The organism is Mycobacterium paragordonae (genome assembly GCF_003614435.1).
In the GTDB taxonomy this organism is placed as follows: domain Bacteria; phylum Actinomycetota; class Actinomycetes; order Mycobacteriales; family Mycobacteriaceae; genus Mycobacterium; species Mycobacterium paragordonae.
This window is the reverse complement of record NZ_CP025546.1, coordinates 5,332,106-5,356,680: the sequence shown is the minus strand read 5'-3', so window position 1 is coordinate 5,356,680 and position 24,575 is coordinate 5,332,106. Positions and strand designations below refer to the sequence as shown.

Sequence of the window (24,575 nt, the reverse complement as noted above, 5' to 3'; positions counted from 1 at the left end):
GATTATTGCGTGACATAGCTGCGGTATATGCAGGTCACAGGCCTATTCGAATTCCCGTGATTAGCACCACAAATTTTGATTTCCTATGCAAATAGTCGGTAGGTTTCTGGCCATGATTGCTCTAGCAACGCTGTTGGCGCTCGTTAATCAGGTCTCCGGCACCCCGTATGTTCCGGGTGGCGATTCTCCTGCTGGGACCGACTGTTCAGGGCTCGCGTCGTGGGTCGCAAATGCGGCAGCCGATCGGCCGGTTTTCGGAAGTCGGTTCAATACCGGCAATGAAGAGTCCGCGTTGGCGGCCCGCGGCTTCCAGCACGGCACCGCCCCGAACGCGGTGGTGATCGGCTGGAACGGCGGCCACACGGCTGTGACCCTGCCGGACGGCACTCCCGTGTCCAGCGGTGAGGGTGGCGGTGTCCGTATCGGCGGCGGTGGCGCCTACCAGGCACAATTCACTCACCACATGTTCCTCCCGGTGGAAGACCTCGACCTTCCTGAGGGTCTGCCGGGTCCGGATGGGCCGGTGGAACTGGTCGACGCCGTCGCGCCCGACCCGGCTCCGGAAATGCTCCCGCCGGCCCCTGAGATGGCCCCGCCGGCACCTGACCAGGCTCCCGAACCCGGCCCGGTCGGCGACCCCGGAATGACGGATTCGTAACCCTTCCAGCCCCTTAGTGCGACTCAGATCACAATTTACTGAAGAACGCGGCCACATCCAACGCGCATTTGTGGATCAGATCACAATGCGCCACGGGTGTGGCTTGCGTCATTTAGTTCAGTAATTATCGGCAACCAATTTCGTGGTCAAAAAATACCACTTTCCGGCCGAAATTATGCGCTGCTGTTCGATTCATGGTGAGCGGGACCGTCGAACCGTGCTCCTGGGCTCGGTTAGGTTTGCAGGGACGGAAGGACTGCACTGTGACGACCTCGGTTTCCCACTTGGGCGGCATCATCTCAGCCACCGCGAGTGCGGTGAGCGCTGACCCCGCCAAGGCCCGCGCCGTATTCGAAGCTTCAGCCGCCGCGCACGATGCGGTTGCCAGCACCGTCACCCTCGGTCAGTATCACGTCCAGGTGGACGAACCGCCGCCGCTGGGCGGGGAAGGCAAGGCGCCCAACCCCGTGGAGTACTACCTCGCCTCGCTGCTGTCCTGCCAGATCGTGACGTGGCGGTTCTGGGCGGAGAAGCTGGGCATCGCGGTCGACGACATCACCGCGCACGCCGAGGGCGACCTTGACGTGCGGGGCTTCTTCGGGCTGGCGGAGAGCGACGATGGCGTTCGGGCCGGTTTCCAGGAGGTCCGGGTGGTGGTGAGGGTGAGCGGACCGGAGACGCCGGAGCGCTACCGCGAGCTGCAGGACGCGGTGGACGCGCACTGTCCGGTACTGGACCTGACGCGCAACCCCACTCCGGTGGTCACACGGGTCGAGCTCGCTTGAGTTGATCGCGGCGCGGTGCTGCGCGCGGCTGCCTCGAGATTGCCGCTAAGGTTGCGACCGCACCGAGACCCACGACCGCTACCGCAATCTCGCGGTTCACTAGCCGATCGCCACTAGCCGATCACCGCGATTTCCTTGCTCAGCTCATAGCCCGGCGCCAACGGCAGGGTGTCACCACTCCAGAACTTGCCCGGGTCGAACCAGTTGGTGTCCTTGTCGGTGAGCAGCAGCCCCATCTCCTCGTAGGTGATGGCGACCGTCTCCGCGCAGTAGGCAGTGGACAGCCCCATCTTGCGCTGTTCTGTCCTGCGCCGCTCGGTATGCTCTCGAACCTTCTTCTCTACCAACGGGATTCCGCGGAACCAGTCGTTGATGGTGGGCAGCCGGCCGCGCAGCCACCGGCCGGTCAGCTTTGCCGTCGTCGGGAACGCGGTGCCGTCCATCCGGGCGATCACTCGCAGTAGTTCGTTCTCCTGCTTGTGGTTGGCGTGCGGCGCCAACTGCCGCAGCCAGCAGCGCTGTTGGTAGCGCCCGGTCCACTGCAGGAAGACGTCGCGGGCGTCGTTGAGCTGGACCCCGCGGTGGTTGGTGCCCGTCCACATGTCGACGAGCTTGTCGCCCAACTCGGCGTGCCAGATCAGCGGCGGGAGGTCGTCGATGGCCACCGTCATGCCCACGTGGTTCACCGGCGCATTCGTCAGCGTCTGGATCGCGCGGTCGGGCCGCGAACCGCCCCGAAACAGCCACAGATCGCCGGTCCGGGTTTGGTCGAGCGCTTGATCCAAGGTGAGCGTGCTTGAGTTCACGCCAAGCACTCTAAAGGGCGATAGCCTGTGCCGATGCGCAACGTTTGGAAGTGGATCGGGCTGGCCGGAGTGGCGGGCGTCGTAGCCGGTGGTGCGCTGGTGGTGCGCGATCAACGGAAGCGCCGTGCCTACACGCCCGACGAGATCCGCGCGCGGCTACACCAGCGGTTGGCCGACTCGGACGCCGAAGGCTACCGGTCGCGCTCGGGTTCGGGCTCGGCCTCCACGGCGAACAACCGGTAGCTGCCGGAGAACCCTTTCAATTCCACCTCGCGCCCGTCGTCGAAATCGATGCCGTCGCAGTCGTGCACCGCGTCCCGGACGGGCTCACTCACCAGAATCTGTCCGCCGACGGCTTGGCCGGCGACGCGGGCGGCCATGGCGACGTTGCGGCCGAACAGGTCATCGCCGCGACGCACCGACCGGCCCATGTGAATGCCGATCCGAACGCGAATCTCCGGATGCCGCTTACGTTTTGCCTCTTTGTGTAGCGCCTGCTGCAGGTCCATGCTGCAGCGCACCGCCTGCTCGGCACGCGCGAAGGCGACCATGAATCCGTCGCCCTGGCTCTTGACGACATGGCCGGATTGGCGTTGGACGAGTTGATGCATCAGCTTGTCGTGCGAGCCGATGAGTTTGACCCAGGCGCGGTCGCCGATCTTCTCGTTGAGCGCGGTGGACTCTTCGATATCGGAGAACAAAATCACTACCCGGCCGTCCGGGGTGACCCGGGCCAGGTCCGGGCGCTCCACCTCGGCCCAGTCGGCCAGGTCTTCGATCGAGCTGCGTACCGCGGCACCGAAACCTTCCTTGCGCATCAGGTTCGCGGTATTCCACACCGTCTTGACGGCCTCACGTCCGCCGGACCACAGCCGGTTGCGGACATCGGCCCGCTGCTGCAACTCGTCGACCTCCCGACGGCTGCGTTCCAGCAGGCGCCACAGTGCGATCAGCCCCCCGGCCTCGATCACCGCGATGCCGGCCAGCACGTAGACAACCACATGCAGCGCATCACCCATGCCCACCATCCTGACAGGCCGCCTCTCGGTGTTTAGGGTTGAGTTCGGCCCTCGCGGGGAAGCACCACCTCAAGCAACCGGACCACTCGATGGACTTGAAGGAGAAGCAGCCTATGCAACTGGGCATGATCGGTCTCGGCCGGATGGGCGCGAACATCGTGCGCCGCGTTGTCACCGGTGGGCACGAATGCGTCGTCTACGACCACAGCGCGGAGGCGGTCGAGGCGATGGCGGGGGAGGACGGCATCACCGGGGTGTCCTCGCTAGCGGAGTTGCGCGACAAACTCACCGCGCCCCGGGTGGTCTGGGTGATGGTCCCCGCGGGCACCATCACGACCGGGGTGATTGACGAACTGGTCGACACGCTGGAGGCTGGCGACATCGTGATCGACGGGGGCAATTCCTATTACCGCGACGACATCAAGCACGCGAAGTCGTTGGCCAAGAACGACATTCGGCTGCTGGACTGCGGCACCAGCGGTGGCGTGTGGGGCCGGGAGCGCGGCTACTGTCTGATGATCGGCGGCGATCCGGACGCATTCGAGCACGCCGAGCCGATCTTCGCCACCGTCGCGCCCGGCGTCGACGCGGCCCCGCGGACACCCGGCCGCGACGGTGAGGTCGCCCAGTCGGAGAAGGGTTATCTGTACTGCGGCCAGGCGGGCGCGGGGCACTTCGTCAAGATGGTGCACAACGGAATCGAGTACGGGATGATGGCCTCGCTCGCCGAGGGCCTGAACATTTTGCGCAACGCCGACATCGGCACCCGCATCCAGGAGGGTGACGCCGAAACCGCTCCGCTGTCCAATCCCGAGTGCTACCAATACGATTTCGACATTCCCGACATCGCCGAGGTGTGGCGGCGCGGCAGCGTGATCGGCTCGTGGCTGCTGGATCTCACCGCGATCGCGCTGCATGATTCGGCCGACCTGTCCGAGTTCTCCGGGCGGGTTTCCGATTCGGGTGAAGGCCGCTGGACGGCCATCGCGGCGATCGACGAGGGCGTGCCGTCGCCGGTGCTGACCACCGCCCTGCAGTCCCGCTTCGCGTCCAGGGACCTCGACGACTTCGCCAACAAAGCGCTGTCGGCGATGCGTAAGCAGTTCGGCGGCCACGCGGAGAAACCCGCCAACTAGGCCCGCTCACCCGGCCGAGCGTGAAATCCCCGACGCCCCAACGGCGTGTCGCGTCGTGAGGTTCACAGTCGGCGGTGACGGGCGGCGGGGAGCGGCCCGGGCCTAGGCTCGCTCGACGAAGGCCACCACCGCGTCGCTGAAGGCATCGTTGTCGTCACCGGCCGCGGTGTGTCCCGCGTTGGAGAGTTCGACGAACTCCGCGCGCGGCACCTGGGACAGGAAATGCTCGACGCCTTCCAGGCTGACGACGTCAGACAGCTTGCCGCGGATCAACAACACCGGAATCGCCAGACGGGCGGCAGCTTCCTCGAAGCCCTCGGTGCGCAACTCCGGATCGTCGCCGGGTTTGGTCATGAACGCCGGATCCCAGTGCCAGTACCAGCGTCCGTCCCGCAGCCGCAGGTTCTTCTTGAGGCCCTCGGGGCTGCGCGGGTTGGTCCGGTGCGGCAGGTACGCGGCCACCGCCTCGGCGGCGTGCTCCAGCGAGTCGAAGCCGTCGATGTTGGTCATCATGAACTCGCGGATGCGGGCGCTGCCGTTCTTCTCGAACCGCGGCACCACGTCGACGAGCACCAGCTTGGTCACCTTCTCCGGACCGGCCCGGTCGGCGACCAAGATCCCGGTCAGCCCGCCCATGCTCGCGCCGATGATCACCACCGGGCGGCCGATCGTCTCTAGCACGTGCATGACGTCGGCGGTCAGCGTCTCCACGTCATAGTCGGCGTCCGGTGCCCGGTCGCTGTCGCCGTGTCCGCGGGTGTCCAGCGCGATGACGTGATATCCGTCGTCGGCCAGGATCTGTCCGGTGTTCTTCCAGGAGAACCGATTCTGGCCGCCGCCGTGCAGCATCAGGATGGTGGGCCGCTCGCCCGAACCGCCGCGGTTCCATTCGTCGGCGACCAGGGTGATCCCGTCTACCCCGGCGAAGTCAACCGTCTGCGGGCTGCTCGTCTCTGTCATGAATCTCCTTGGGTTGAGGCCAGGTACGCGGCGATGACTTGGGCGAGCATCTCCCTGTCCCGGGTGCTGTCCAACGGCTTGGGCCACGTCAGCTGCACGGCCACCAGCCCGCGGATGGTGGCCCAGATCAGATTGCCCAGTCGCTTGGCCTGAGCCGGCGCGATGCCGGTGCCCAGGTGCTCGCCGATCTCGGTCATCCGTGCGGTCATCGCGGCCAGGTGGGCGTTGGCTTTGGCGGTACGCGCGCTGCGGGTCGCGATCAGGATCTCCAGTGCCGCCATCGAGGTGGGGCTGGAGAAGGCGCGCCATACCGCGTCGACCACAAAGGCCGGCCGGTCGTGCGCCGGTACCTGTGCGGCCTGCGCCGGCAGGTGGTCGAGTGTCTCCAGCAGGTCGGCAAATCCCTTGTCCAGCACCGCCATCAAGATGCCGTTCAGGTCACCGAAGTGATATTGCACGACACCCCAGGTCAATCCGGCGCGTTCGGTGATCTGTCGGACGCTTGGCGGGGCGAAGCCTTCTTTGAGGATGTAACGGACGGCTTCGTCGATGACGGCCTGCCGGCTGCGCTCGGCGCGGGCCTGTCCGCCACCGGGGGGTCTGCGCGGGGCGGTCAACGCATCACGCCGCGGAGGTGATCGAGTGGCCGCAGATCGTGGGCGGCCAAAATGCCGCTCGGAGCGCGACATACGGCGTCGATCAGGTTGACGACGCGGGCCGCGGTGGCGATCACGCCGCCCTCGTTGTGGTCGATCTCGCCACCGAGGTGGGTGTTGATCTCCACACCCGGACTGCCGGTCACCACGACCCGGTGCACGCCGGCGCGGCCGTCCGGGGGATAGGCCCACTCCGGTGCGGTGTTCGGGCCGAGCCGGTTGACGTGCTCCATGGTGATCACGACCTCGCCGTCGCGCAGGCCTTCGACGCCGAACCGCACGGCGGCGACCTGTCCCGGGTCGACGTGCATCATCGTGCAGTCGATGGGTTCGGGCGTCACCCACTTCTCGCACCGCTCCCGCACCTCATCGAGTTCGACGCCCAGGTCCTGAGCGAGGCTGCGCACCTGCACACCCCACATCGATGTCAGCACACCGGGCAGGAACATCACCGGTGTGTGATCCGGGCTGGTGCCGAAACCGAAACTGACACCGGTGAATTCGGCGTCGTCGTAACTGGCGTAATCGCAGATCTCCTGCACGGTGATACTGGTCGCGCGCTCGGTCAGGCTCAACGCCGTGTAGGCCAGCGTGTCACCGGAGTAGCCCGGATCGACGCCGTTGATGTACAGCGTCGCGTCGCCGTCCGCGCAGGCCTGCCGCAACGGTTCACGCAGCCAGTCACCGGCCTGCTCGGGGGCCACCAGCCACACGAATGACGACCCGACGACATTGGTGCCGGCCCGCAGGAAGCGGCTGATCTCCTTGATGGCATCTTTGGGCCGGGTCTCGGCCTGCGAGGTGTAGACGACGCAGTCGGCGTTCAACGCCAGCAGCGCATCGACATCGTCGGTGGCCGTGACACCCGTCGGGGTTTGGAGGCCGCACAGTTCGGCGGCATCGCGCCCCACCTTGTCCGGGCTGGACGCGTGCACCCCGACGAGGTCGAACTCGGGCCGCTCGATGAGCATGCGCAGTGCGTGCCGGCCGACGTTTCCTGTCGAGTACTGGATGACGCGCGTCATGACAGCACCGGGGGCACCGGCCACAGCGGTGCGCTCATCTCAGCCCAGGAGCCGTAGTGGCCCGGCTGCCTACCGGCGCGGATCGCGTCCATCCGGGCGTCCAGTCCCGGTGAGCTTCTGCCGTCGCGCAGGATGTCGAACATGGCGGCGGTGGCCATTTGCACGTCGAAGATGTCGCGCTGCCACGACCAGCTTCGGTGGCCGCTGTACTGAAACCAGCTGCCGCCCAGGCCCTGAATCTCATACGGCTCGCCGCGGGGCGAGGTGAACGTGGACAGCTGTCGCCACAACCCGAACGCCTGCCCGGACCTGTCGTCGAAAAGCACTGTCTGGTAAGGGTATATCCACCCCTGAAAGCCGACCATCTCGGTGCCCAGCGCCAGCTCGCGAATCTCGTTGCGACCGTTGGCCATGAAATGGTCGGTGGGTGAATAGGACCATCCGTAGGTGGCGTCGGGCTCGTAGAAGTCGGCCAGCACCCCCCAGTCGCCGGAGTCCTGGGCGAGGCGGTTCCTGTCGAGCCAGTCGTCCCAGAACGCGTCGAACTCGAGCCGGTCATATGCCATGGATGTTCCTCACATCAGGTCGGTGATGGTCTTCAATCCCGCGTCGTAGAGCACCCCTGGTAACATGCCCCCGTCGATCTCGATGGTGGTGCCGTTGATGAAATCGACTGTGCCCGAGGCCAAGAAGACGACCGTTCGGCCCACTTCGGCGGGCTCGCCGCCCCGCTTCATCGGGACCTTCTGGAAATATTCGGCGCCGGTCGGATCGTCCTTGGGCAGCACGAAGGCGCGAAAGTTCTCGGTGATGGTGGGGCCGAGTGCCACGCAGTTGACCCGGACCTTGGGTCCCCATTCCTCGGCCAGTGATCGGGTCAGGTGATTGAGCCCGGACTTGGCCGCGCCGTAGGACACCAGCGTGGGGGCACCGGCCGGGTGGCCGGCGCCGCTGGAGATGTTGACGATGCACCCGGTGCCGTCCTGGGTTTTCATCTGCCGATAGACCCGAATGGCGAACCACAGCGGGCTGATCAGGTTCATCTGCACCGCGAAGGCGTGGAACAACGCGGTGCGTTCGAAGTCGTCGTCGCTGCGCGGGGTGCCCTGAAGTCGTTGCACCAGTTGGGGAATGTCTTCGGCGTGTGGGGCCGGCACGGTGCCACCGGCGTTGTTGACCAGGATGTCGATGCGGCCGAAGTCGTCTACGACCCGCTGCACGAAGGTGTCGATCGCGGTGTAATCACCTTGGTCGCAGACCATTTGGGCAGAGCGGCGGGCCCACTCCGGTTCTGCGTCCGCGCCGGGCAGCCCGTCCAGTGGAGAGCGCGAGCACCCGATGACGGTGGCACCCGCCCGCAGCAACTCGTGTGCGATACCCACGCCGACGCCGCGACTGGTCCCGGTGACGACGGCGACTTTGCCGTCCAGCAACCCCACCACCAGATAATTACATCCGTAATCTTTCGGGGCAAGTGCGATGAGTTCGGCGCGCCGCGGCGGTCTACCCGTTCAAGACCCCCACAGCCCCCGACAGCTAGGAGACAGCGATGCCATCGATCACGCCCTCACTGTGGTTCGACAACAACCTGGAGGACGCGGCCGAGTTCTACACCTCGGTGTTCCCCAATTCGAAGATCGAGCAGCTCAACCGGACCACCGAGGCGGGGCCGGGTGAGCCCGGGACGGTGCTCAGCGGCTCCTTCGTGTTGGACGGCACCCGGTTCATCGGCATCAACGGCGGTCCGGCGTTCAGCTTCAGCGAGGCGGTTTCCTTCACGGTTCACTGCAAAGACCAGGACGAGGTCGACTACTACTGGGACCGGTTGACCCGGGACGGCGGCGAGGAATCCCAATGTGGCTGGCTCAAGGACCGGTTCGGGGTGAGCTGGCAGATCGTCCCGAACCGGCTTTATGAATTGGTGGCCGATCCCGACCCGGCCCGCGCCACCGCCGCGACCAAGGCGATGCACGAGATGCGCAAAATCATCGTCTCCGACCTGGAGCGGGCCGTCGCGGGCCGGTAGCTCACCGGGTGATCTGGTCGATCCATTCGATCGTGGCGTCGATGATCGGCGGAATCTCGGCCGGATCGTCGCAGCCGATGACCATCAGCGTCGATTCGGCGACCGTCGCGATGAGAACGCGGACCATCAACTGGTTGCGGGGGGAGGTGTCCAGCTCCAGCACTTCCATCCAGTTGTGCAGGACCGCGGCCAGGCGTTTGCGGCGGGTGATCTCGAAGCCGGCAGGCGTATCGCCGGACGACAGCACCCGGGCGGCGTGACGGTTCTCCCACATCCCTGCCAGGTACGCCCGCACATGGAGCAGGAAGACGCGCCGCCGGTCGGGAGCCGAGGCGCCGAGTCCGCCCACGGCCGCCTGAATGCGTCGTTCGACGGCGTCGGCCATCTGCTCGAAGATCGCCAGAAAAAGCTCGCTCTTACCGCCGAAGTGGTGGTAGATGCTGCCGATGCTGGCTCCGGAGCTGGAGACCACTTCGGCGATCGTTGCCGCGGTGAAGCCCTTGGTGGCGAACACCTGGGTCGCCGCGTCCAGGATGCGGCGCTGGGTTGCATCAGTCTTGCCCCAGCGCCGGGCCCTTGTCGTAGAAGTCATTTCCGTCATCAACCGACCGCCTCCGGGAGGATTCGCAGGGTGGAAAGTTCGAGCCGGGATTCCGGCGCTCGGGCCTGGCCGGAGGTTTGGGCGGCCTGGCCGGCGCTGGCATTGCGCCACACCAGGTAGGGCATGGCGGCGGCGGCCATGGTCGACGCACCTGCTTTCAGCCACGGCCCGCCGATCAGGCCGGTGATCACAGCTTGAAACGAGATCGCGGTGGATTCGAGGTCAGCAGCCAGCTGCTCCCAGGCCGTCGCGGCGGCCAGCATCGACCCGGGACCCGGCCCGGTGTACATACGATCGGAGTTGATCTCCGGTGGTAAGGCGGCGAACATCATCGTTGCTGCTCCTCCCTCTGCGCCCTTGCAATAAGGCTCCCGTGGCGACGCGCTGCCGTCTGTCGGCCGAGCGGCTACACCGGGGGGGAAATTCGTGTCCCCCGATTGACGGGCTTCTTGTCCCCCTTGCGGCCGGTTACGTTGGACGGTGCGGGCTGTACAAGGCGAACAGGAGTCGAGTTGTCTGAACCACGATGGATCGACGTGAAGGGCTCAAACGGTGACCTCAAAGCCCTGACCTGGGGCCCCGCCGACGGCCCGATTGCGTTGTGCCTGCACGGTTTTCCCGATACCGCCTACGGATGGCGCAAGTTCGCGCCGCGACTGGCCGAGGCCGGCTGGCGGGTGGTGGCGCCGTTCATGCGCGGTTACGCACCGTCCTCGATCCCGGTGGACGGCAGCTACCACGTCGGCGCCCTGATGCACGACGCGCTACGGGTCCGGACGGCCGCGGGTGGTTCCGACCGGGATGTGGTGATCGGTCACGACTGGGGTGCGATCGCCGCCACCGGATTGGCCGCCATGCCGGACAGCCCGTTCGCTAGGGCGGTGATCATGTCGGTGCCGCCGTCCGGCGCGTTCCGCCCGCTGGGCCGGCTCCCCGACCGCGGCCGGCTGGCGGCCCAGCTCTCGCGTCAGCTGCTGCGCAGCTGGTACATCAGCTACTTCCAGCTGCCGTTCCTGCCGGAGAGATCCGCCTCGTGGGTGGTCCCGCTGTTGTGGCGTCGGTGGTCGCCGGGCTATCACGCCGAGGAGGACTTGCGCCACGTCGACGCCGCGATCGGGACGCCGGAAAGCTGGCGTGCGGCGCTGGGGTATTACCGCGCCACGATCCGCAATACCCGGCCGCCGGCGCAGTACGCGGAATTGCACCGGTACTGGACCGAGCCACCGAAGCTCGCGACCCTCTACCTGCACGGTCGCGACGACGGCTGCATGACATCGGCTTTCGCGCGCTGGGTGGAACCCATCCTGCCGCCCGGCAGCGAAGTGTCCATCGTCTCGCACGCCGGTCACTTCCTGCAGCTCGAGCAGCCCGACAAGGTCGCCGAGTTGGTGCTGGCTTTCATCGGCGCACCCGGCGATCCCGGTTAGTGCCGGCTGGGCAGCGGATGGCCGCCGTCGACGCGCAGTTCTACTGGATGTCGGCCAAGATCCCCAACGACGAGTTCCTGCTGTACGCGTTCGGCGGCGAACCTGCCGACCCGGACGGGGCCGTGGCGCACGTGCTGCGCCGTGCCCGCGGTTGCCCCGAGTTGCGGCTGGTCGTCCAGGACGGCAGCCGACTGAGCTATCCGCGCTGGGTGCCTGCGCCGATCGAACCGGGTCGGGCCACCCGGCACGACCTGTCCGATGACAGTTGGCCGGGCTGCCTGGACGCCGTGGTCCGGTTAGCGGACGATCAGCTGGACATTCGCGAGAAACCCTGGCAATTACACCTTTTCACGCCCGTGCAGGACATCCCGGGAGTCCGGGGCGCAGGTACCGTCGCAGTGTTGCAGGTCGCGCACGCGCTGGCCGACGGCGCTCGGGCGTCGGCCATGGCGGCGTGGCTGTTCGGCCGGGGGGAGCCCGTTCCGGCCGTGCGGCCGCGGGCGGGTTTCCTTCCGTGGCGGGGCGTGATTGCGGCGCGGGCGCACCGCAGGTTCGTCCGTGACACCGAGAACGGATTGCTGGCGCCGGGACTGGGGTCGCGGCCGTTGTTGCCCACCAATACCGAACCGGCGGGCCCGCGGGTGATGCGCACACTGGTGCGCCGCCGCGGACAACTGCGGGGCCCGACGGTCACCGTCGCGGCGCTGTCGGCGATCTCGACTGCGCTGTCGGATCTGCTCGGCCCGTCCGCGACCGCGCTGGCGGCCGAGGTACCCATGGCCAAGCCCGGTGCACCGTTGGGCTTCAACCACTTCGGGAACGTCGTGGTGGGCCTGTACCCTGAACTCGGCTACGAAGCCAGGGTGCAACGCATCGCCGCCGACCTGGCCAACGGCCGCCGCCGTTTGGAGCATCCGGCCACGCCGGCCTCCGATGCGGCCTTCGCGACGGTGCCTGCTGCGTTGTTACGTTGGGGCGTAAACCAATTCGATGCGGATGTGCGGCCGGAACAGGTATCGGGAAACACGGTGGTGTCCAGCGTGCACCGCGGGGCCGCCGATCTCAGCTTCGGCGGTGTGCCGGTGGTGCTGACGGCCGGCTATCCGGGCCTGTCGCCGGTGATGGGCCTGACGCACGGTGTGCACGGCATCGGCGACACGGTCGCGATCAGCGTGCACGCGGCGTCATCGGCGCTGCCCGACGTGGAGAATTATCTGCGACTACTGGACGCTGCCCTGTAACTCACTGCGCGTCACCGGATCTGGCCGCCTGCTCCCGGGTCAGCCCGGCGGCCAGGATCAGCTCTTCATGCAGCTCGAACCAGACGGTGTGGTAGGAGTCGATGAGTGGCCTTGTCAGCCAGGCGATCTCGCCGGCCTTCACTTTGTCCAGCGCCACGGCCAATTTCGCCGGGTAGCCGCGCAGGCGTGGCAGCTGCGCGGTGACCGCCGCGATGATCGGCGTCACCCGCCGGTGCACCTCGTCGAGGCGGGCCAGTACCGCGGCGTCGTATTCGGCGTCCCGGTGATCGTTGGGCTGGTCGTCCCGGAGTTGCCAGTCGGTGACCAGCGCCTTGAAATCGGCGTTCACTGAACGGAATTGGTGGTAAGCGGCGTCTATCGCCACGCCATCCACGCCCTGGCGCTCCGCGGTCAGCAATTCGGCGAGGCGGGCGCGCCCGTCGGGGGTGATCCGCACGGTGGCGCCCTCGATCAGCAGACCGGCGTCGACGAGGCGGCGCACCGCCGTCTCGGTCTCGGCGTCATCGGCGTCCAGAGTCCTGGCGAGGTCGGCGGGGCTCACCCGGCCTTTCAGCCGGACAGCTTGCAGCACTTGCAGATCCATCATTCGCCGGCCTGTACGCGGATGGCGTTGAGCATGGTGATCAGTGGCGTCGCCGACACCACGTCGGTGTGTCCGGCGGCCATGGCCGCCCGCAACGCCTCATCGGAAGACGTGTCCAGTCGCGGATGCTCGCCGCCGGCGTGCGCACGCAGCGGGCTCACCCGCAGCGCGATCTCGGCCAGCTCGCGCAGCTCCGGCGTGTCGTCTTCCGACCATGCAGCCAGGCTCAGAATCCCTTGGCGCACTTCGCCTTCGTAGCCGTCGACGGTGATCTGCCGGCCCGCCAGCGCGGCGGCGACACCTTGCCCGCAACCCACCACCGCGACGCGCCCGAGTTCGCGGCTGACGACGGCCGCGTGGCTGGCGGGCCCGCCGACCTCGGTGACGATGCCCTGTGCGGCCAGCATGCCCAGCACATCTTCGGGGCGGGTGTGATCACGGACCAGGATGACCGGCTCACCGCGGTCGGCGGCGTCGAGGGCCTCGTCGACGTCGGTGTAGGCGGTGCCCGTCACCACACCCGGGCAGGCGGGCAGGCCCTTGGCCAGAAGTGGTGCGCTGAAACGGGTTTCGGGTTGCAGCGACGGTTGCAGCACCGCCTCGACGTCGGCGGGGGTGACCCGGCGCAGCGTCTCGAGGTCGTCGATCAGCCCTTCGTGGCGCAGCTGCAGTGCCAGCCGCGCCGCGGCCTGCGCCGACCGTTCGGCCCCGCGGGTTTGCAGCAGCCACAGTTTGCCGTCTTCGACGGTGAACTCGATCTCCTGGACGTCGGAATTGAGCCGCTCGAGGCTGCGGGCGGCGTCCATCAGCTCGTCGAAGACGGCGGGCTGCTCGTCGCGCAGCGCGGTGATCGGTTCGACGTCGACCAGGCCGGAAACCACGTCGTCGCCCTGCCCGCCCGGCAGCCATTCGCCGAAGGGTTCGTTGGCTCCGGTGATCGGGTTGCGCGACGAGAGCACGCCGGCGCCCGACTTGGCCGCCTGGTTGCCGAACACCATTGCCTGCACCACCACCGCGGTGCCCTGCCGCTCGTCGAGGTTGTAGTGATCGCGGTAGGCCAGCGCGCGCGGGGAGTTCCAGGACGCGAACACTGCTTCGATGCCGGTCCGTAACTGCGTATACGGGTCGTCGGACGGGTCCGATTCGGCTCCTACGATGCGGCGGTACATAGAGGTGAACCGGCGGCGGGTGTCGCGGGCGAACTCGGCGGAGCCCTGCTGCGCCAGGGCCCGCTCGACGTCGTCGTTCATGCCCAGGTCCAGGATCGTGTCCATCATGCCCGGCATCGATTGCGTGGCACCCGACCGCACGCTGACCAGAAGCGGACGCGGTCCTCGTCCGAAGGTCCGCGAGGTTTGCTCTTCCAGCCAGCTCATCCGGTCGAGCACATCCGCCCAGATCGCGTCGATGGTGGACCCCGGTTCGGTCAGATACCGCAGGCCCACTTCGGTGGTGATACAGAAGGCGGGCGGTACCGGCAGATTATGTAGACGCATGGTGTCGATGCCGTGGCCCTTGTTGCCGAGGATCTGCCGCGGGTGACGCGAACGGCCGTCCAGCACCACCACCGCGTCTTTCAACGTGCCCGCGGGGGAGTGCCGGCCGGATGCGGCACCAGCCAAGATGCACCCCCTCGTCCTTGCCGTCGTCGTTGCCCTCGTCGTTGCCGGAACGCCCGCAATGGTCCCATACCGATCACCGGGCTCGGCTGCTCGCCGCTGTTGCTTACCCGTTAGTTTTGACGGTATGACTCCCTATGACGTCGCGTTGCTGATCCTGCGGCTGGTGCTGGGTCTGACCCTGGCCGCGCACGGGTTGAACAAGTTCTTCGGTGGTGGGCGGATACCGGGTACCGCGCGCTGGTTCGAGAGCATCGGGATGAAGCCGGGCAAATTCCACGCCACGGTTGCCGCCACCACCGAGACGGCGGCCGGGCTGGGGCTGGCGGCCGGGTTGCTGACGCCGATCCCCGCGGCCGGATTCGTCTCGCTGATGCTGGTTGCGGCCTGGACGGTGCATCGGGCCAACGGTTTCTTCATCGTGAAGGAGGGCTGGGAGTACAACCTGGTGCTGGCGGTCACCGCCGTGGTCATCGCAACCCTGGGCGCCGGGAAGCTCAGCCTGGATCACCTGATCTTCGGCAAGAACTGGTTCGACGGCTGGCAGGGGCTGGCTATCTCCGTGGGCCTGGGCCTGGCCGGGGCTGTCGGCCAGTTGTTGATCTTCTATCGGCCGCCGGCAAAGCAAGCCGGTTAACCGGCGTAGGTCAGGCCGACTGGATGTTGCCGTCCTGACCGAGCAGCAATCCGCCTTTGCCGCCGGTGCCGGCGCCACCCGCCGGGGTGCCGGTTCCGCCGTTGCCGCCGTTGCCGCCGTTGCCGATCAGCACGGCATTGCCGCCGTTACCGCCGCCGCCGCCCGCTCCGGACGCTGCCCCACCGGCGCCACCATCACCACCGTTGCCAGTGAGCCCAGCCTTGCCGCCGGCCCCGCCGAGGCCGCCGATGGTGTTCGGGTTCGGGCCACCCGCACCACCGGCGCCCCCGGCGCCCCCGGAGCCGTTGAGCAGACCGGCGTTGCCGCCGGCGCCCCCGGCGCCGCCATGAGAGGCGAAAAGTCCGCCGCCACCGTCGCCACCGGCCCCGCCGGAACCGAACAGCACACCACCGTTGCCGCCGGTCCCGCCGGTGCCGCCGGTGCCGTTGTTGGCGCCCCCGCCGCTGCCGCCCGCACCGCCCGACGGACCGGCGGCCAGCATTCCGGCATTGCCGCCTTGCCCACCGGTTCCGCCGATGGAAAGGCTGTATCCGCCGGCGCCGCCGGTGCCGCCGGCACCTAACAGCCCGCCACCGCCGCCGGAACCTCCCGTCCCGCCCGTGGTGGTGCCGAATCCGCCGGTCCCGCCGTCTCCGCCGCCGGAGAACAGCCCGCCGGCGCCGCCCGCCCCGCCGGCGCCCCCGAGCCCGGCGAACCCGCCGTACCCGCCGACTCCGCCGTTGGCGAACAACCCGCCGGTGCCGCCGGCGCCGCCGGCCCCACCGGTACCGGGGCCGCCGCCGGCCGCGCCGGTTCCGGCGGCGCCGAACAGGACGCCCGCATCGCCGCCGCGCCCGCCCGCGCCGCCGGTGAACGGGCCGGGTGTTCCGGCCGGGGCCACCGCCGTCCCCCCGGCACCGCCACTGCCGCCGGATCCGATCAGGAACGCCGAGCCGCCGGCGCCGCCCGCACCGCCGGTCGTGACACCGGGTCCGCCGGCGCCGCCCGACCCGCCAGAGCCGAACAGGATTCCGCCGCGGCCGCCGCTGCCGCCGGGGCTACCCGTGGCACCGGCCGCCCCGGAACCGCCGATTCCCCCGTTACCGAACAGCCAACCCCCGTCTCCGCCGGCCGCTCCGGTGCCCGCAATCCCGTTGCCGCCGTTGCCGATCAGCGGGCGTCCGGTGATGGCCTGAACGGGTGCGTTGATGCTGTTGAGGGCCTGTTGCTGCATGGCATGCGTCGGGTTGGCGGGGGCGGGGGCGTTGAAACCGTCGAGACCCAACAACTGGCCGCCGATGCCGCCGGCGCCGGCCTTGCCCGGAGTGGTGCCGGTGCCGCCGTTGCCGCCGTTGCCGCCGTCACCGATCATGCCGGTACCGGACCCGCCGCCGGCCCCACCGGTGCCACCCTTTCCGGCGGCTCCTGTGCCGCCGGCGCCGCCGCTGCCGCCGTTACCGCCGTTGCCGATCATGCCGGGCGCGCCGCCGGCACCGCCGGCCCCGCCGTTGGTGGTTCCACCCTGGCCGCCGGTGCCCCCCGCTCCGCCGGAGCCGTTGAGCATGCCGGCGTTGCCGCCGGCCCCTCCCTTGCCGCCGTTCGTCGCGCCGAACCCCCCGGCACCGCCGGCCCCGCCGTCGCCGAAGAGCATCCCCGCAGTGCCCCCGGCGCCACCCGCCCCGCCGGTTCCGCCCGGGGTGACGCCCTCTCCGCCGATACCGCCCGCGCCACCGGCGCCGAAGCCGAACATGCCCGCGTTGCCGCCGGCCCCGCCAGCGCCGCCGGCGGTCGCGCCGTGGCCGCCGGAGCCACCCGTGCCGCCGGCCCCGAACATGCCGCCGGCCCCGCCGGCGCCCCCAGCACCGCCGGCGGTACCGATGCTGGTGCCACCGGTGCCGCCAGTGCCGCCCGGCCCGAACATGCCGCCGGCGCCGCCGGCCCCTCCGGCGCCACCGTCACCGAAGCTGAAGCCGCCGACCCCGCCGGCTCCGCCGCTGGAGAACATCCCGCCGTCGCCGCCGGCGCCGCCGGTTCCGCCGAGCGCGGTCAGGCTTTGGGTGGATCCGCCGGCGCCCCCGATTCCGGCGGCTCCGAAGAGCATGCCGGCGCTACCGCCGGCCCCGCCGTTCCCGCCCGCGCCGGCGACCGAGTTTCCGCCGGCCCCGCCGGCGCCACCGGCGCCGATCATCCCGGCCGCCCCGCCGCGGCCACCTGCTCCACCGGTTCCGGTGGTGGCGGTACCGCCGGCGCCGCCCGCGCCGCCGCTACCGAGGAACCCTGCGACCCCGCCGGCTCCGCCGGCCCCGCCGTCGGTACCGGCTTTGCCCGAACCGCCGGCTCCGCCGTTGCCGATCAGCCAGCCTCCGGGCGTCCCGTTCTGCCCGGTCCCCGGCGCGCCACTGGTGCCGTTGCCGATCAGCGGGCGACCGGTCGCGGCCTGGACCTGACCGTTGATCCCGTCAAGCAGCGTCTGCAGCGGGGAGGCGTTCGCCGCCTCGGCGGCGGCATACATCGCACCGCCGGTGGTCAGCGTCTGGATGAACTGCTCATGGAACGCCGTCGCCTGAGCGCTGACGGCCTGATAGGCCTGGCCGTGTCCGGCGAACAGCGTCACCAGTGCCGCCGACACCTCGTCCTGCGCGGCTACGAGCAGGGTGGTGGTCGGAACCGCCGCCGCAGCGTTGGCCGCGCTCAGTGCCGATCCGATGCTGTCCAGGTCCGCCGCGGCCGCCGCGAGTAGTTGCGGACCCACTACCAGGTACGACATCGCCATCTCCTGTCGTCGTTGAGCACTGGAGTTGTGGAATGAGAATGCGGCGCTGTGCGTCGGAGAACTTCCGTCAGAGGACGTAGATGTCGCGCGGAGGGGGTCGTAGATCGTCCTGGCCCGCTATCCCAGGCCGTTGTTTCCGTTCTGGCCCAGCAACTGCCCGCCGGTGCCGCCGGTGCCTGGCGTGCCGGGCGGCGTGCCCGGGCCGCCGTTGCCGCCGTTGCCGCCGTCGCCGATCGACACTGCGGTGCCGCCGTTGCCGCCGGCACCGCCCTTGCCGCCGAGACTGCCCCCGCCGGCGCCGCCGGCGCCGCCGTTGCCGATCACCCCGGCGTTTCCACCGGCCCCGCCAGCGGCACCGGAGTCACCCAGCCGCCCGGCTCCGCCGCCGCCGCCCGCCCCGCCGGAGGCGATGAGCGTGCCGCCGCTGCCACCGTTACCGCCGGTCCCGGCGACGAATCCGCCGCCGCCACCGGCTCCGCCGGCCCCGCCGTCGCCGAAGAACATGCCGCCGTTGCCGCCGGCGCCGCCCGCCCCGGCGGTGCCGACGCCGTCGTTGCTCCCACCGGCGCCGCCGGTCCCGCCCACGGCGCCGACGCTCAGCATGCCGGCGTTGCCGCCACGCCCGCCGGCGCCGGCGACGCTCTGGCCGAACCCACCGGCGCCGCCGTTGCCGCCGGAGCCGAATAACCCGCCGTTGCCGCCGGTGCCGCCGGCTCCGCTGGCGCCGTTGAGGTTGCTGGCCCCGCCGGCCCCGCCGTCCCCGCCGCTGGAGAACAGGCCCCCGTTGCCCCCGTTGCCGCCGGCGCTGCTGGTCTGGCCGAACCCGCCGTCCCCGCCGATGCCGCCGCTGGCGAACAGCCCTCCGGCGCCGCCGTTGCCGCCGGCACCGCCCTTCCCGGCGCCCGAAACGCCCGGGGTGAAGGAGACAGCGCCGTCGCCGCCGCTGCCTGCCGCGCCGACGAGCATGCCGGCGTTGCCGCCCGCCCCGCCGGCTCCTCCGGTGGCGCTGCTCGGCGCTCTTCCGCCCACGCCGCCGGTTCCGCCGGAACCCAGCAGGCCGCCGTTGCCGCCCGCTCCGCCGGCACCTCCGTTGGTGGTCGTCGATGCGCCGCCCGCTCCGCCGGCGCCGCCGGTGCCGAACATTCCGCCACCGGCCCCGCCGTGGCCGCCCGCGGCGCCGGCGGCGCCGGAGCCACCGATCCCGCCGTTGCCGAACAACAGGCCGCCGTCGCCCCCGGCGGCGCCCGTTCCCGCTGCGCCATTGGCGCCGTTGCCGATCAGCGGGTGGCCGGTCGCCGCCTGAACTGGCGCGTTGACGGCATTGATCAGCTGCTGCTGCATGGTGTGCAGCGGGTTGGTGCTGGCTGGCGCATTGAAGCCGTCCAGGCCCAACAGCTGGCCGCTGATGCCGCCGGCGCCCGCCCCGCCCTTCGTCGCGCCCAAGCCGCCGTTGCCGCCGTTGCCGCCGTCGCCGATCAGCATGCCGTTGCCGCCGGCGCCGCCCGCCCCGCCGGTGCTGCCGGCGGCGGCCTGACCGGTGCCTCCGCTTCCGCCGTTGCCGCCGTTGCCGATCAGCCCGGAGCCGCCTCCGGCGCCGCCGGCGCCGCCCAGAGCGGTTCCGGCGTCACCGCCGGCGCCACCCGAGCCGCCCGAGCCGGCGATCATCCCGGCGTTGCCGCCGGCGCCGCCCTTGCCGCCGTTGGTGGGTCCGAACCCGCCGTTGCCGCCGGTCCCGCCTTCGCCGAAGAGCAGGCCGGCGTTTCCGCCGGCTCCGCCGGCCCCGCCGTTGCCTGTCGCGGGGGTGATGCTCTCGCCGCCGTTGCCTCCGGCGCCGCCGGCTCCGAGGCTGAGCATGCCGGCGTTGCCTCCGGCGCCGCCGGTCCCACCGCTGACTGAGCCGTGCCCGCCGCTGCCGCCGTGGCCGCCCGCGCCGAATGTCCCTCCGCTGCCGCCGGCCCCGCCGAGCCCGCCGGTCCCGCCGGTGCTGACTCCGCCCGCTCCGCCGGCCCCGCCCGACCCGAACGTCCCGCCCGTGCCGCCGGCCCCGCCGGCCCCGGCGGTCCCGCCGATGGCGGTTCCGCCGACTCCGCCGGCCCCGCCGTTGGAGAACAGGCCGCCGGCGCCGCCGGCGCCGCCCGTCCCGCCCGCCTGGGTGATGCTGTCAGCATGACCGCCGCCGCCGCCGGTGCCGGCCGCGCCGAACAATAGTCCGGCGTTGCCGCCCGCGCCGCCGGCTCCCGCGACCGCCTCCGAGTTCCCGCCGGCGCCACCCACGCCGCCGGAGCCGAACAGGCCGGCCGCCCCGCCGTGGCCGCCGGCGCCGCCCGGGCCGGCCAGCGAGGTTCCGCCGGCGCCGCCGGCCCCGCCGTTGCCGATCAGTCCGCCGGCCCCGCCGGCGCCGCCCGCCCCACCGGCGGTGCCGCCGTTGGTGCCGGATCCACCGGAGCCGCCGTTACCGATCAACCACCCGCCGGCGGTGCCGTTCTGCCCCGTCCCCGCGGCGCCGTTGGTGCCGTTTCCGATGAGCGGACGACCGGTGGCGGCCTGGATGGGGGCATTGATGCCGTCCAGGAGGCTCTGCAAGGGATTGAGGTTGGCCGCCTCCGCGCTGGCATACATCGCGCCGCCGGCGTTCAGCAGTTGCACGAATTGCTGGTGGAACAGCTCCGCCTCGGCGCTGAGCGTCTGGTAGACCTGCGCGTGGCCGGAAAACAAGGCTGCGATGGCCGCGGACACCTCGTCGGCCCCGGCCGCCAACACCCCGACGGTCGGGGCCGCAGCCGCCGCATGGGCGGCACTGAGCGCCGTTCCGATGCTCTGCACATCCGCGGCCGCTGCGGCCACCATCTCGGGGGCTACCGATACAAACGACATTGCTGCACTCCTGAACGTCGAGTAATGACTCGACAGTGCGGGATGGTGCGGTGCGGAACGTCGGTCAGAGGACGTAGATCGTGCGGCTGAGGGGTCGTATATCGGCCTCAGCCGTGGGAGACACCTTCATGGGCGAGTTGCACCCGGGAACTGATACCGAGCTTGGCGTACACGTGCGTGAGGTGGGTCTGCACCGTCCGGCGGGAAACGAAGAGCCGTGCGGCAATCTCGTTGTTGGCCAGGCCCTCCGCGACGAGGCGGACCACATCGCGCTCCGTGGGAGTCAGTGCCGCCCAGCCGCTGGCCGGGCGTTTGCGTTCGCCGCGCCCCCGCCGCACGTAGGCAACGGCCTCGTCGAGGGAGAGGCCTTCGCCCTCCCGCCATGCGTCGTCAAAAGCATTGTCGCCCAGTACTTCACGCAGATGCATAAGGGTGCTGTGGTGGTCGGCTTCGTAGACCTTGAACCGGACGCAACCGAGGTCGCGACGAATGTGGTTGGCCGCGGCCAAGAGTCGCGTCGCGTCCCGATGGGCCAGGCCGTCCGCGGCCAGCCGGCCCAGGCACTCGAGGATGTCCGGCACGGCCAGGTGTGCCTGGTGTTCGGCGGCGCAGGCGAGTGCTCGGTGGGCGTCGCGCTCGGCCTGATCCGGCTCATGCTTGGCGATCGCGACGCGGGCGCGCGTCGTCAATGCCCGCGCCAGATGCCAGCCCGACGACGCCGCGACTTCCTGGTCGGCCCAACGCCCCGCGGTGACCAGATCGCCGCGCGCCAAGGCCACTTCGGCCATCGGGTTGGTGTTGGCGCCGGCCAGTTCGCCCTGCACGCTGAGCAGTTCTTGGGCCGCCTCGCTGGCCGTGGCCGCGGCCGCGACGTCACCGGCGGCCACGGCCGCGGTTGCCAGGACGGCATAGCTGAAGCCCTGGTTGTGCGGCCACAGGTCCGCTGCGGCCGCCAACGACGCGTTGGCCGCGGCCTTGGCGGCTTCGGTGTCGCCGTGGAACGCGAGTGCGTTGCACAGCGCAAGCCGGCTGCCCCACCGGAACAACACGTCGTGCGCCGCATCGGCATCGGCGGTGACCGCGCGGAATTGCGTGATCGCCTCGCCCAGAACGCCTTTCATCATCTGCGCCAGACCCAGCGTCCACCGGCAGGAGCGGGCGTGAAACTGATCGCCGATGTCCTCGGCAAGGTCGCGCCCCTCCCGGGAAGCCGCATAACCGGCGATCGGGTCACCGGCATAGAACGCGCCGTAGGCCTGCCACGTCAGGATCTGCGTCAGGCGCCACCGGTCGCCGAGCTCGCGCGCGATGCCGATCGCCTCGGACAGATACGGGCGGGCCGCCTCGGCGCTGAAGGAGCTGATCGCGCCACACGAGGTGAGCGCGCGGGCCAGCAGGGCCGGGTCCTTGACCTCGCGGGCGATGGCCACCGCTTGCTGTGCCTGCTCGAGATTGTCGTGAACGCTGCGCGATGCGTCCAGGGCCGCTCTGTCGGCGAGCGCCCGCCCGCGCACCACCGGCGAGACGCCGGACAGGGCGCTGCGGTCGGTGAGCACCGCGTCGAACCACGCCAGACCTTCCTGGATGCGCCCGCGCGTCAGCCAGAGCGGCTGCAGCGCCGACGTGAGTTCCAGCGCGGGCTCGAGTTCACGGTTGTCGCGACAGCCGGCAAAAGCCGCCCGCAGATTGTCAATCTCGATCTCCACCTGTTCGATCCGGCGCTGGTGTTCCCCATCGGTCGGGTTGTCCAGCGCGGCGGCCATCCGCCCGTAGTGGTCGCGATGGCGTGCGATCAGCGCGTCGGCCTCACCGGATTCGTGCAGCCTTTCGATCGCGTAGTGCCGCACCGTTTCCAGCATCCGGAACCGAGTCCGGTCCTCGGCGTTCTCGGCCAGCACCAGTGATTTGTCCACCAACAGGGTGAGCTGATCGAAAACCTGATGCGGCGCCAGTTGACCGTCGGCGCACACGGTCCGCGCGGCTTCGTGGTCGAAGCCACCGCTGAAGACGGCCAGCCGGCGGAACAACATCCGCTCGGGTTCGGTCAGCAGGGCGTGCGACCAGTCGACCGACGCGCCCAGGGTTTGGCGTCGACGGGCCGGTCCGCCGTCGGTGAGTAGCCGAAAGCGGTTGCGCAGCCCGTCCAGGATTTCGCCGAGTGACATCACCCGCACGGCCGCCGCCGCGAGCTCTATTCCCAAGGGCAGGCCGTCGAGGCGCCCACAGATATCCTGCACCGCCGCGGCGTCGGCGGCAGTGATGCTGAAGTCGGGCCGGGCCAGCCGGGCGCGGTCGATGAACAACTCGATCGCTTCGTCGGAGAGCGACAGGGACGGCACCCGCCAGGTCAGCTCACCCGGAACTCCGATGGGTGCCCGGCTGGTGGCCAAGATGGTCAGCTGCGGGCACTCGCCCAACAGGCCGCGGACCAGTGCGGCGCACGCATCGATCAGGTGCTCGCAATTGTCCAGCACCACCAGCGCGTCCCGGTCGCCGAGGAAGCGCAACAACGTGTCGAGTGCCGAACGGCCCGGCTGGTCGGGCAATCCCAGCGCGCGCAACACGGCCACCGGCACCACCTCGGGCTGACTGACCGGCGCCAAATCCACGAACCATACGCCGTCGCCGAACTCGCTCGCCGCCTGTGCGGCGATCTGGGCCGCCAGCCGGGTCTTTCCGACGCCACCGGTACCAGCCAGGGTGACCAGCCGGTTGTCGGCGAGGAACTTGCGTACGTCGTTCATCTGCGCAGCGCGGCCGACGAATCGGGTCAACTGCGCCGGAACATTCTGTGGTGCAGCATCTTTGGCCACCTGGAGCGGCGGGAACTCGATACGCAGGTCGGGGTGGCACAACTGCGTGACCCGTTCGGGGCGAGGCAGGTCACGCAACAGATGGGTGCCGAGATCGGCAAGCCAGACGTCGTCCGGGAGGTGGTCGACAACCAGATCGTGGGTGGTGCCCGACACCACCACCTGGCCACCGTGTGCGAGATCGCGCAGCCGTGCCGCCCGGTCGACGGTGGGGCCGGTGTAGGTGCCCGACCCACCTAGTTGCACCTCGCCGGTATGCACCGCGGCTCTTAGCTGGATCGGAGCCAGCGGCGCCTGCTGCAAATCGATCGCGCAGGCGAGCGCATCGGTGGCCCGGGCGAAAACGGCCAGGAACTCGTCGGCGATGTTGCCTGCAGAGTGTGGTTTGACCGGCCCTACGCCGCCATGGGTGGCAATGATGTCTGACACGGTGTTCTGGACGAGTTCACGGTCGCCTGCCGTCGTCTCGGGCAGGTCGTCCCATGGCAGCGCCGAGCGGTCGGCTTCGGCGAGCAACAGAGTTACTGTTCTCGTCGGCAGAAATTCGCTCACGCACATGTCAAACCCGATTCAGACTGCCCTCTTGCTGTGCCTGTGACTCCCAGTGTCACGCAGGGAGGCCGGCAACGGTTCAACATGAGTAGAAAAAGTTCGCTATCCGGCCGCGGTGGGGCCTGCTGCTCCGTTGGCGCGAGCGCCCGCGTGTTGCCAGGGACACGCCGCTACGGCCGGCATTTTGTGGACGCTCGCGGTGGGGTTTCCGGCCGCGGTGGGGCCTGCCGCTCCTTTGGCGCGAGCGCCCGCGTGTTGCCGGGGACACGCCGCTACGGCCGGCATTTTGGGGTCGCTCGCGGTGGGCCTTGCTGCCGAGCGCCCGCGTGTTGCCAGGGACACGCCGCCACGGCCGGCATTTTG

Annotated in this window: 22 protein-coding genes; 8 read left to right on the top strand and 14 right to left on the bottom strand. The window is 69.8% G+C overall.

Going from position 1 to position 24,575, the window contains the following annotated elements; genetic code table 11:
* The first annotated feature begins 112 nt into the window (after positions 1-112).
* Together C0J29_RS23895 and C0J29_RS23890 are read left to right on the top strand one after the other, a co-directional pair.
* On the top strand, positions 113-658 hold the full coding sequence (locus tag C0J29_RS23895; protein ID WP_065048790.1) for a glycoside hydrolase: 546 nt from the start codon (positions 113-115) through the stop codon (positions 656-658).
* Positions 659-921: 263 nt separating this feature from the next.
* Positions 922-1,443 carry an OsmC family protein gene (locus tag C0J29_RS23890; protein WP_162951541.1) on the top strand — a complete coding sequence of 174 codons (522 nt, stop codon included), beginning with the start codon at positions 922-924 and terminating at the stop codon, positions 1,441-1,443.
* Between the two features lie 113 nt (positions 1,444-1,556).
* On the opposite strand, the gene C0J29_RS23885 is transcribed toward C0J29_RS23890, so the two are convergent.
* Positions 1,557-2,249, bottom strand: a complete 693-nt coding sequence (locus C0J29_RS23885) for a guanylate cyclase (RefSeq protein WP_065048786.1) — start codon at positions 2,247-2,249, stop codon at positions 1,557-1,559.
* A 33-nt stretch (positions 2,250-2,282) separates the two neighbouring features.
* On the opposite strand from C0J29_RS23885, the gene C0J29_RS32965 reads away from it, so the two are divergent.
* Positions 2,283-2,492: a hypothetical protein gene (locus tag C0J29_RS32965; protein WP_162951353.1), complete on the top strand. Its 210-nt coding sequence runs from the start codon at positions 2,283-2,285 to the stop codon at positions 2,490-2,492.
* Here C0J29_RS32965 and C0J29_RS23880 read toward each other — a convergent pair.
* On the bottom strand, positions 2,441-3,277 hold the full coding sequence (locus tag C0J29_RS23880; RefSeq protein WP_120793751.1) for an adenylate/guanylate cyclase domain-containing protein: 837 nt from the start codon (positions 3,275-3,277) through the stop codon (positions 2,441-2,443). The genes C0J29_RS32965 and C0J29_RS23880 overlap by 52 nt on opposite strands.
* A 104-nt stretch (positions 3,278-3,381) precedes the next feature.
* Here C0J29_RS23880 and gnd point away from each other — a divergent pair, with 104 nt between their 5' ends.
* Complete coding sequence (gnd, locus tag C0J29_RS23875) at positions 3,382-4,404, top strand: phosphogluconate dehydrogenase (NAD(+)-dependent, decarboxylating) (RefSeq protein WP_065048782.1); 1,023 nt, start codon at positions 3,382-3,384, stop codon at positions 4,402-4,404.
* Between the two features lie 102 nt (positions 4,405-4,506).
* Here gnd and C0J29_RS23870 read toward each other — a convergent pair whose 3' ends face one another.
* Genes C0J29_RS23870 through C0J29_RS23850 form a run of 5 tightly spaced genes read right to left on the bottom strand, consistent with a single transcriptional unit; the run spans position 4,507 to position 8,484 of the window.
* Complete coding sequence (locus C0J29_RS23870; RefSeq protein WP_120793750.1) at positions 4,507-5,364, bottom strand: alpha/beta fold hydrolase; 858 nt, start codon at positions 5,362-5,364, stop codon at positions 4,507-4,509.
* Positions 5,361-5,981, bottom strand: a complete 621-nt coding sequence (locus C0J29_RS23865) for a TetR/AcrR family transcriptional regulator (RefSeq protein WP_065048778.1) — start codon at positions 5,979-5,981, stop codon at positions 5,361-5,363. The genes C0J29_RS23870 and C0J29_RS23865 overlap by 4 nt, the downstream gene beginning before the upstream one ends.
* Entirely contained in the window at positions 5,978-7,045 is a 1,068-nt protein-coding gene (locus C0J29_RS23860; RefSeq protein WP_120794939.1) for an NAD(P)H-dependent amine dehydrogenase family protein, read from the bottom strand. The genes C0J29_RS23865 and C0J29_RS23860 overlap by 4 nt, the downstream gene beginning before the upstream one ends.
* Positions 7,042-7,611 carry a nuclear transport factor 2 family protein gene (locus C0J29_RS23855; protein WP_120793749.1) on the bottom strand — a complete coding sequence of 190 codons (570 nt, stop codon included), beginning with the start codon at positions 7,609-7,611 and terminating at the stop codon, positions 7,042-7,044. The genes C0J29_RS23860 and C0J29_RS23855 overlap by 4 nt, the downstream gene beginning before the upstream one ends.
* 9 nt (positions 7,612-7,620) lie before the next feature.
* Positions 7,621-8,484, bottom strand: coding sequence for an SDR family NAD(P)-dependent oxidoreductase (locus C0J29_RS23850; protein WP_120794938.1), 864 nt, complete (start codon positions 8,482-8,484; stop codon positions 7,621-7,623).
* Positions 8,485-8,594: 110 nt separating this feature from the next.
* On the opposite strand from C0J29_RS23850, the gene C0J29_RS23845 reads away from it, so the two are divergent.
* Positions 8,595-9,071: a VOC family protein gene (locus C0J29_RS23845; RefSeq protein WP_120793748.1), complete on the top strand. Its 477-nt coding sequence runs from the start codon at positions 8,595-8,597 to the stop codon at positions 9,069-9,071.
* 1 nt (position 9,072) lies between these two features.
* Here the strand turns inward: C0J29_RS23845 and C0J29_RS23840 are convergent, their stop codons facing one another.
* Together C0J29_RS23840 and C0J29_RS23835 are read right to left on the bottom strand one after the other, a co-directional pair.
* Positions 9,073-9,672 carry a TetR/AcrR family transcriptional regulator gene (locus tag C0J29_RS23840; protein WP_242460531.1) on the bottom strand — a complete coding sequence of 200 codons (600 nt, stop codon included), beginning with the start codon at positions 9,670-9,672 and terminating at the stop codon, positions 9,073-9,075.
* Positions 9,672-10,004 (bottom strand): PPE family protein, encoded by a 333-nt coding sequence (locus C0J29_RS23835; RefSeq protein ID WP_065048769.1) that lies wholly within the window; start codon positions 10,002-10,004, stop codon positions 9,672-9,674. The genes C0J29_RS23840 and C0J29_RS23835 overlap by 1 nt, the downstream gene beginning before the upstream one ends.
* A gap of 180 nt (positions 10,005-10,184) precedes the next feature.
* Between C0J29_RS23835 and C0J29_RS23830 the strand changes: the two genes are divergently transcribed.
* Together C0J29_RS23830 and C0J29_RS23825 are read left to right on the top strand one after the other, a co-directional pair.
* Positions 10,185-11,099 carry an alpha/beta fold hydrolase gene (locus C0J29_RS23830; RefSeq protein ID WP_065048767.1) on the top strand — a complete coding sequence of 305 codons (915 nt, stop codon included), beginning with the start codon at positions 10,185-10,187 and terminating at the stop codon, positions 11,097-11,099.
* A 17-nt stretch (positions 11,100-11,116) separates the two neighbouring features.
* Complete coding sequence (locus tag C0J29_RS23825) at positions 11,117-12,340, top strand: WS/DGAT domain-containing protein (RefSeq protein WP_120794936.1); 1,224 nt, start codon at positions 11,117-11,119, stop codon at positions 12,338-12,340.
* A gap of 1 nt (position 12,341) precedes the next feature.
* Here the strand turns inward: C0J29_RS23825 and C0J29_RS23820 are convergent, their stop codons facing one another.
* Both C0J29_RS23820 and C0J29_RS23815 read right to left on the bottom strand, forming a co-directional pair.
* Positions 12,342-12,947, bottom strand: coding sequence for a type 2 periplasmic-binding domain-containing protein (locus tag C0J29_RS23820; RefSeq protein ID WP_065048765.1), 606 nt, complete (start codon positions 12,945-12,947; stop codon positions 12,342-12,344).
* Complete coding sequence (locus C0J29_RS23815; RefSeq protein WP_120793747.1) at positions 12,944-14,566, bottom strand: pyruvate, phosphate dikinase; 1,623 nt, start codon at positions 14,564-14,566, stop codon at positions 12,944-12,946. The genes C0J29_RS23820 and C0J29_RS23815 overlap by 4 nt, the downstream gene beginning before the upstream one ends.
* Before the next feature lie 124 nt (positions 14,567-14,690).
* Between C0J29_RS23815 and C0J29_RS23810 the strand changes: the two genes are divergently transcribed.
* Complete coding sequence (locus C0J29_RS23810) at positions 14,691-15,200, top strand: DoxX family protein (RefSeq protein WP_065161477.1); 510 nt, start codon at positions 14,691-14,693, stop codon at positions 15,198-15,200.
* A 10-nt stretch (positions 15,201-15,210) separates the two neighbouring features.
* On the opposite strand, the gene C0J29_RS23805 is transcribed toward C0J29_RS23810, so the two are convergent.
* From C0J29_RS23805 to C0J29_RS23795, 3 genes are all read right to left on the bottom strand, one after another.
* Positions 15,211-17,967, bottom strand: coding sequence for a PE family protein (locus tag C0J29_RS23805; protein WP_120794935.1), 2,757 nt, complete (start codon positions 17,965-17,967; stop codon positions 15,211-15,213).
* Positions 17,968-18,090: 123 nt separating this feature from the next.
* Positions 18,091-20,847, bottom strand: coding sequence for a PE family protein (locus C0J29_RS35010; RefSeq protein WP_120793746.1), 2,757 nt, complete (start codon positions 20,845-20,847; stop codon positions 18,091-18,093).
* 107 nt (positions 20,848-20,954) lie between these two features.
* The gene (locus tag C0J29_RS23795; protein WP_120794934.1) at positions 20,955-24,212 is read right to left on the bottom strand and encodes a LuxR family transcriptional regulator; all 3,258 of its coding nucleotides are present in this window, start codon (positions 24,210-24,212) and stop codon (positions 20,955-20,957) included.
* Positions 24,213-24,575: the final 363 nt, after the last annotated feature.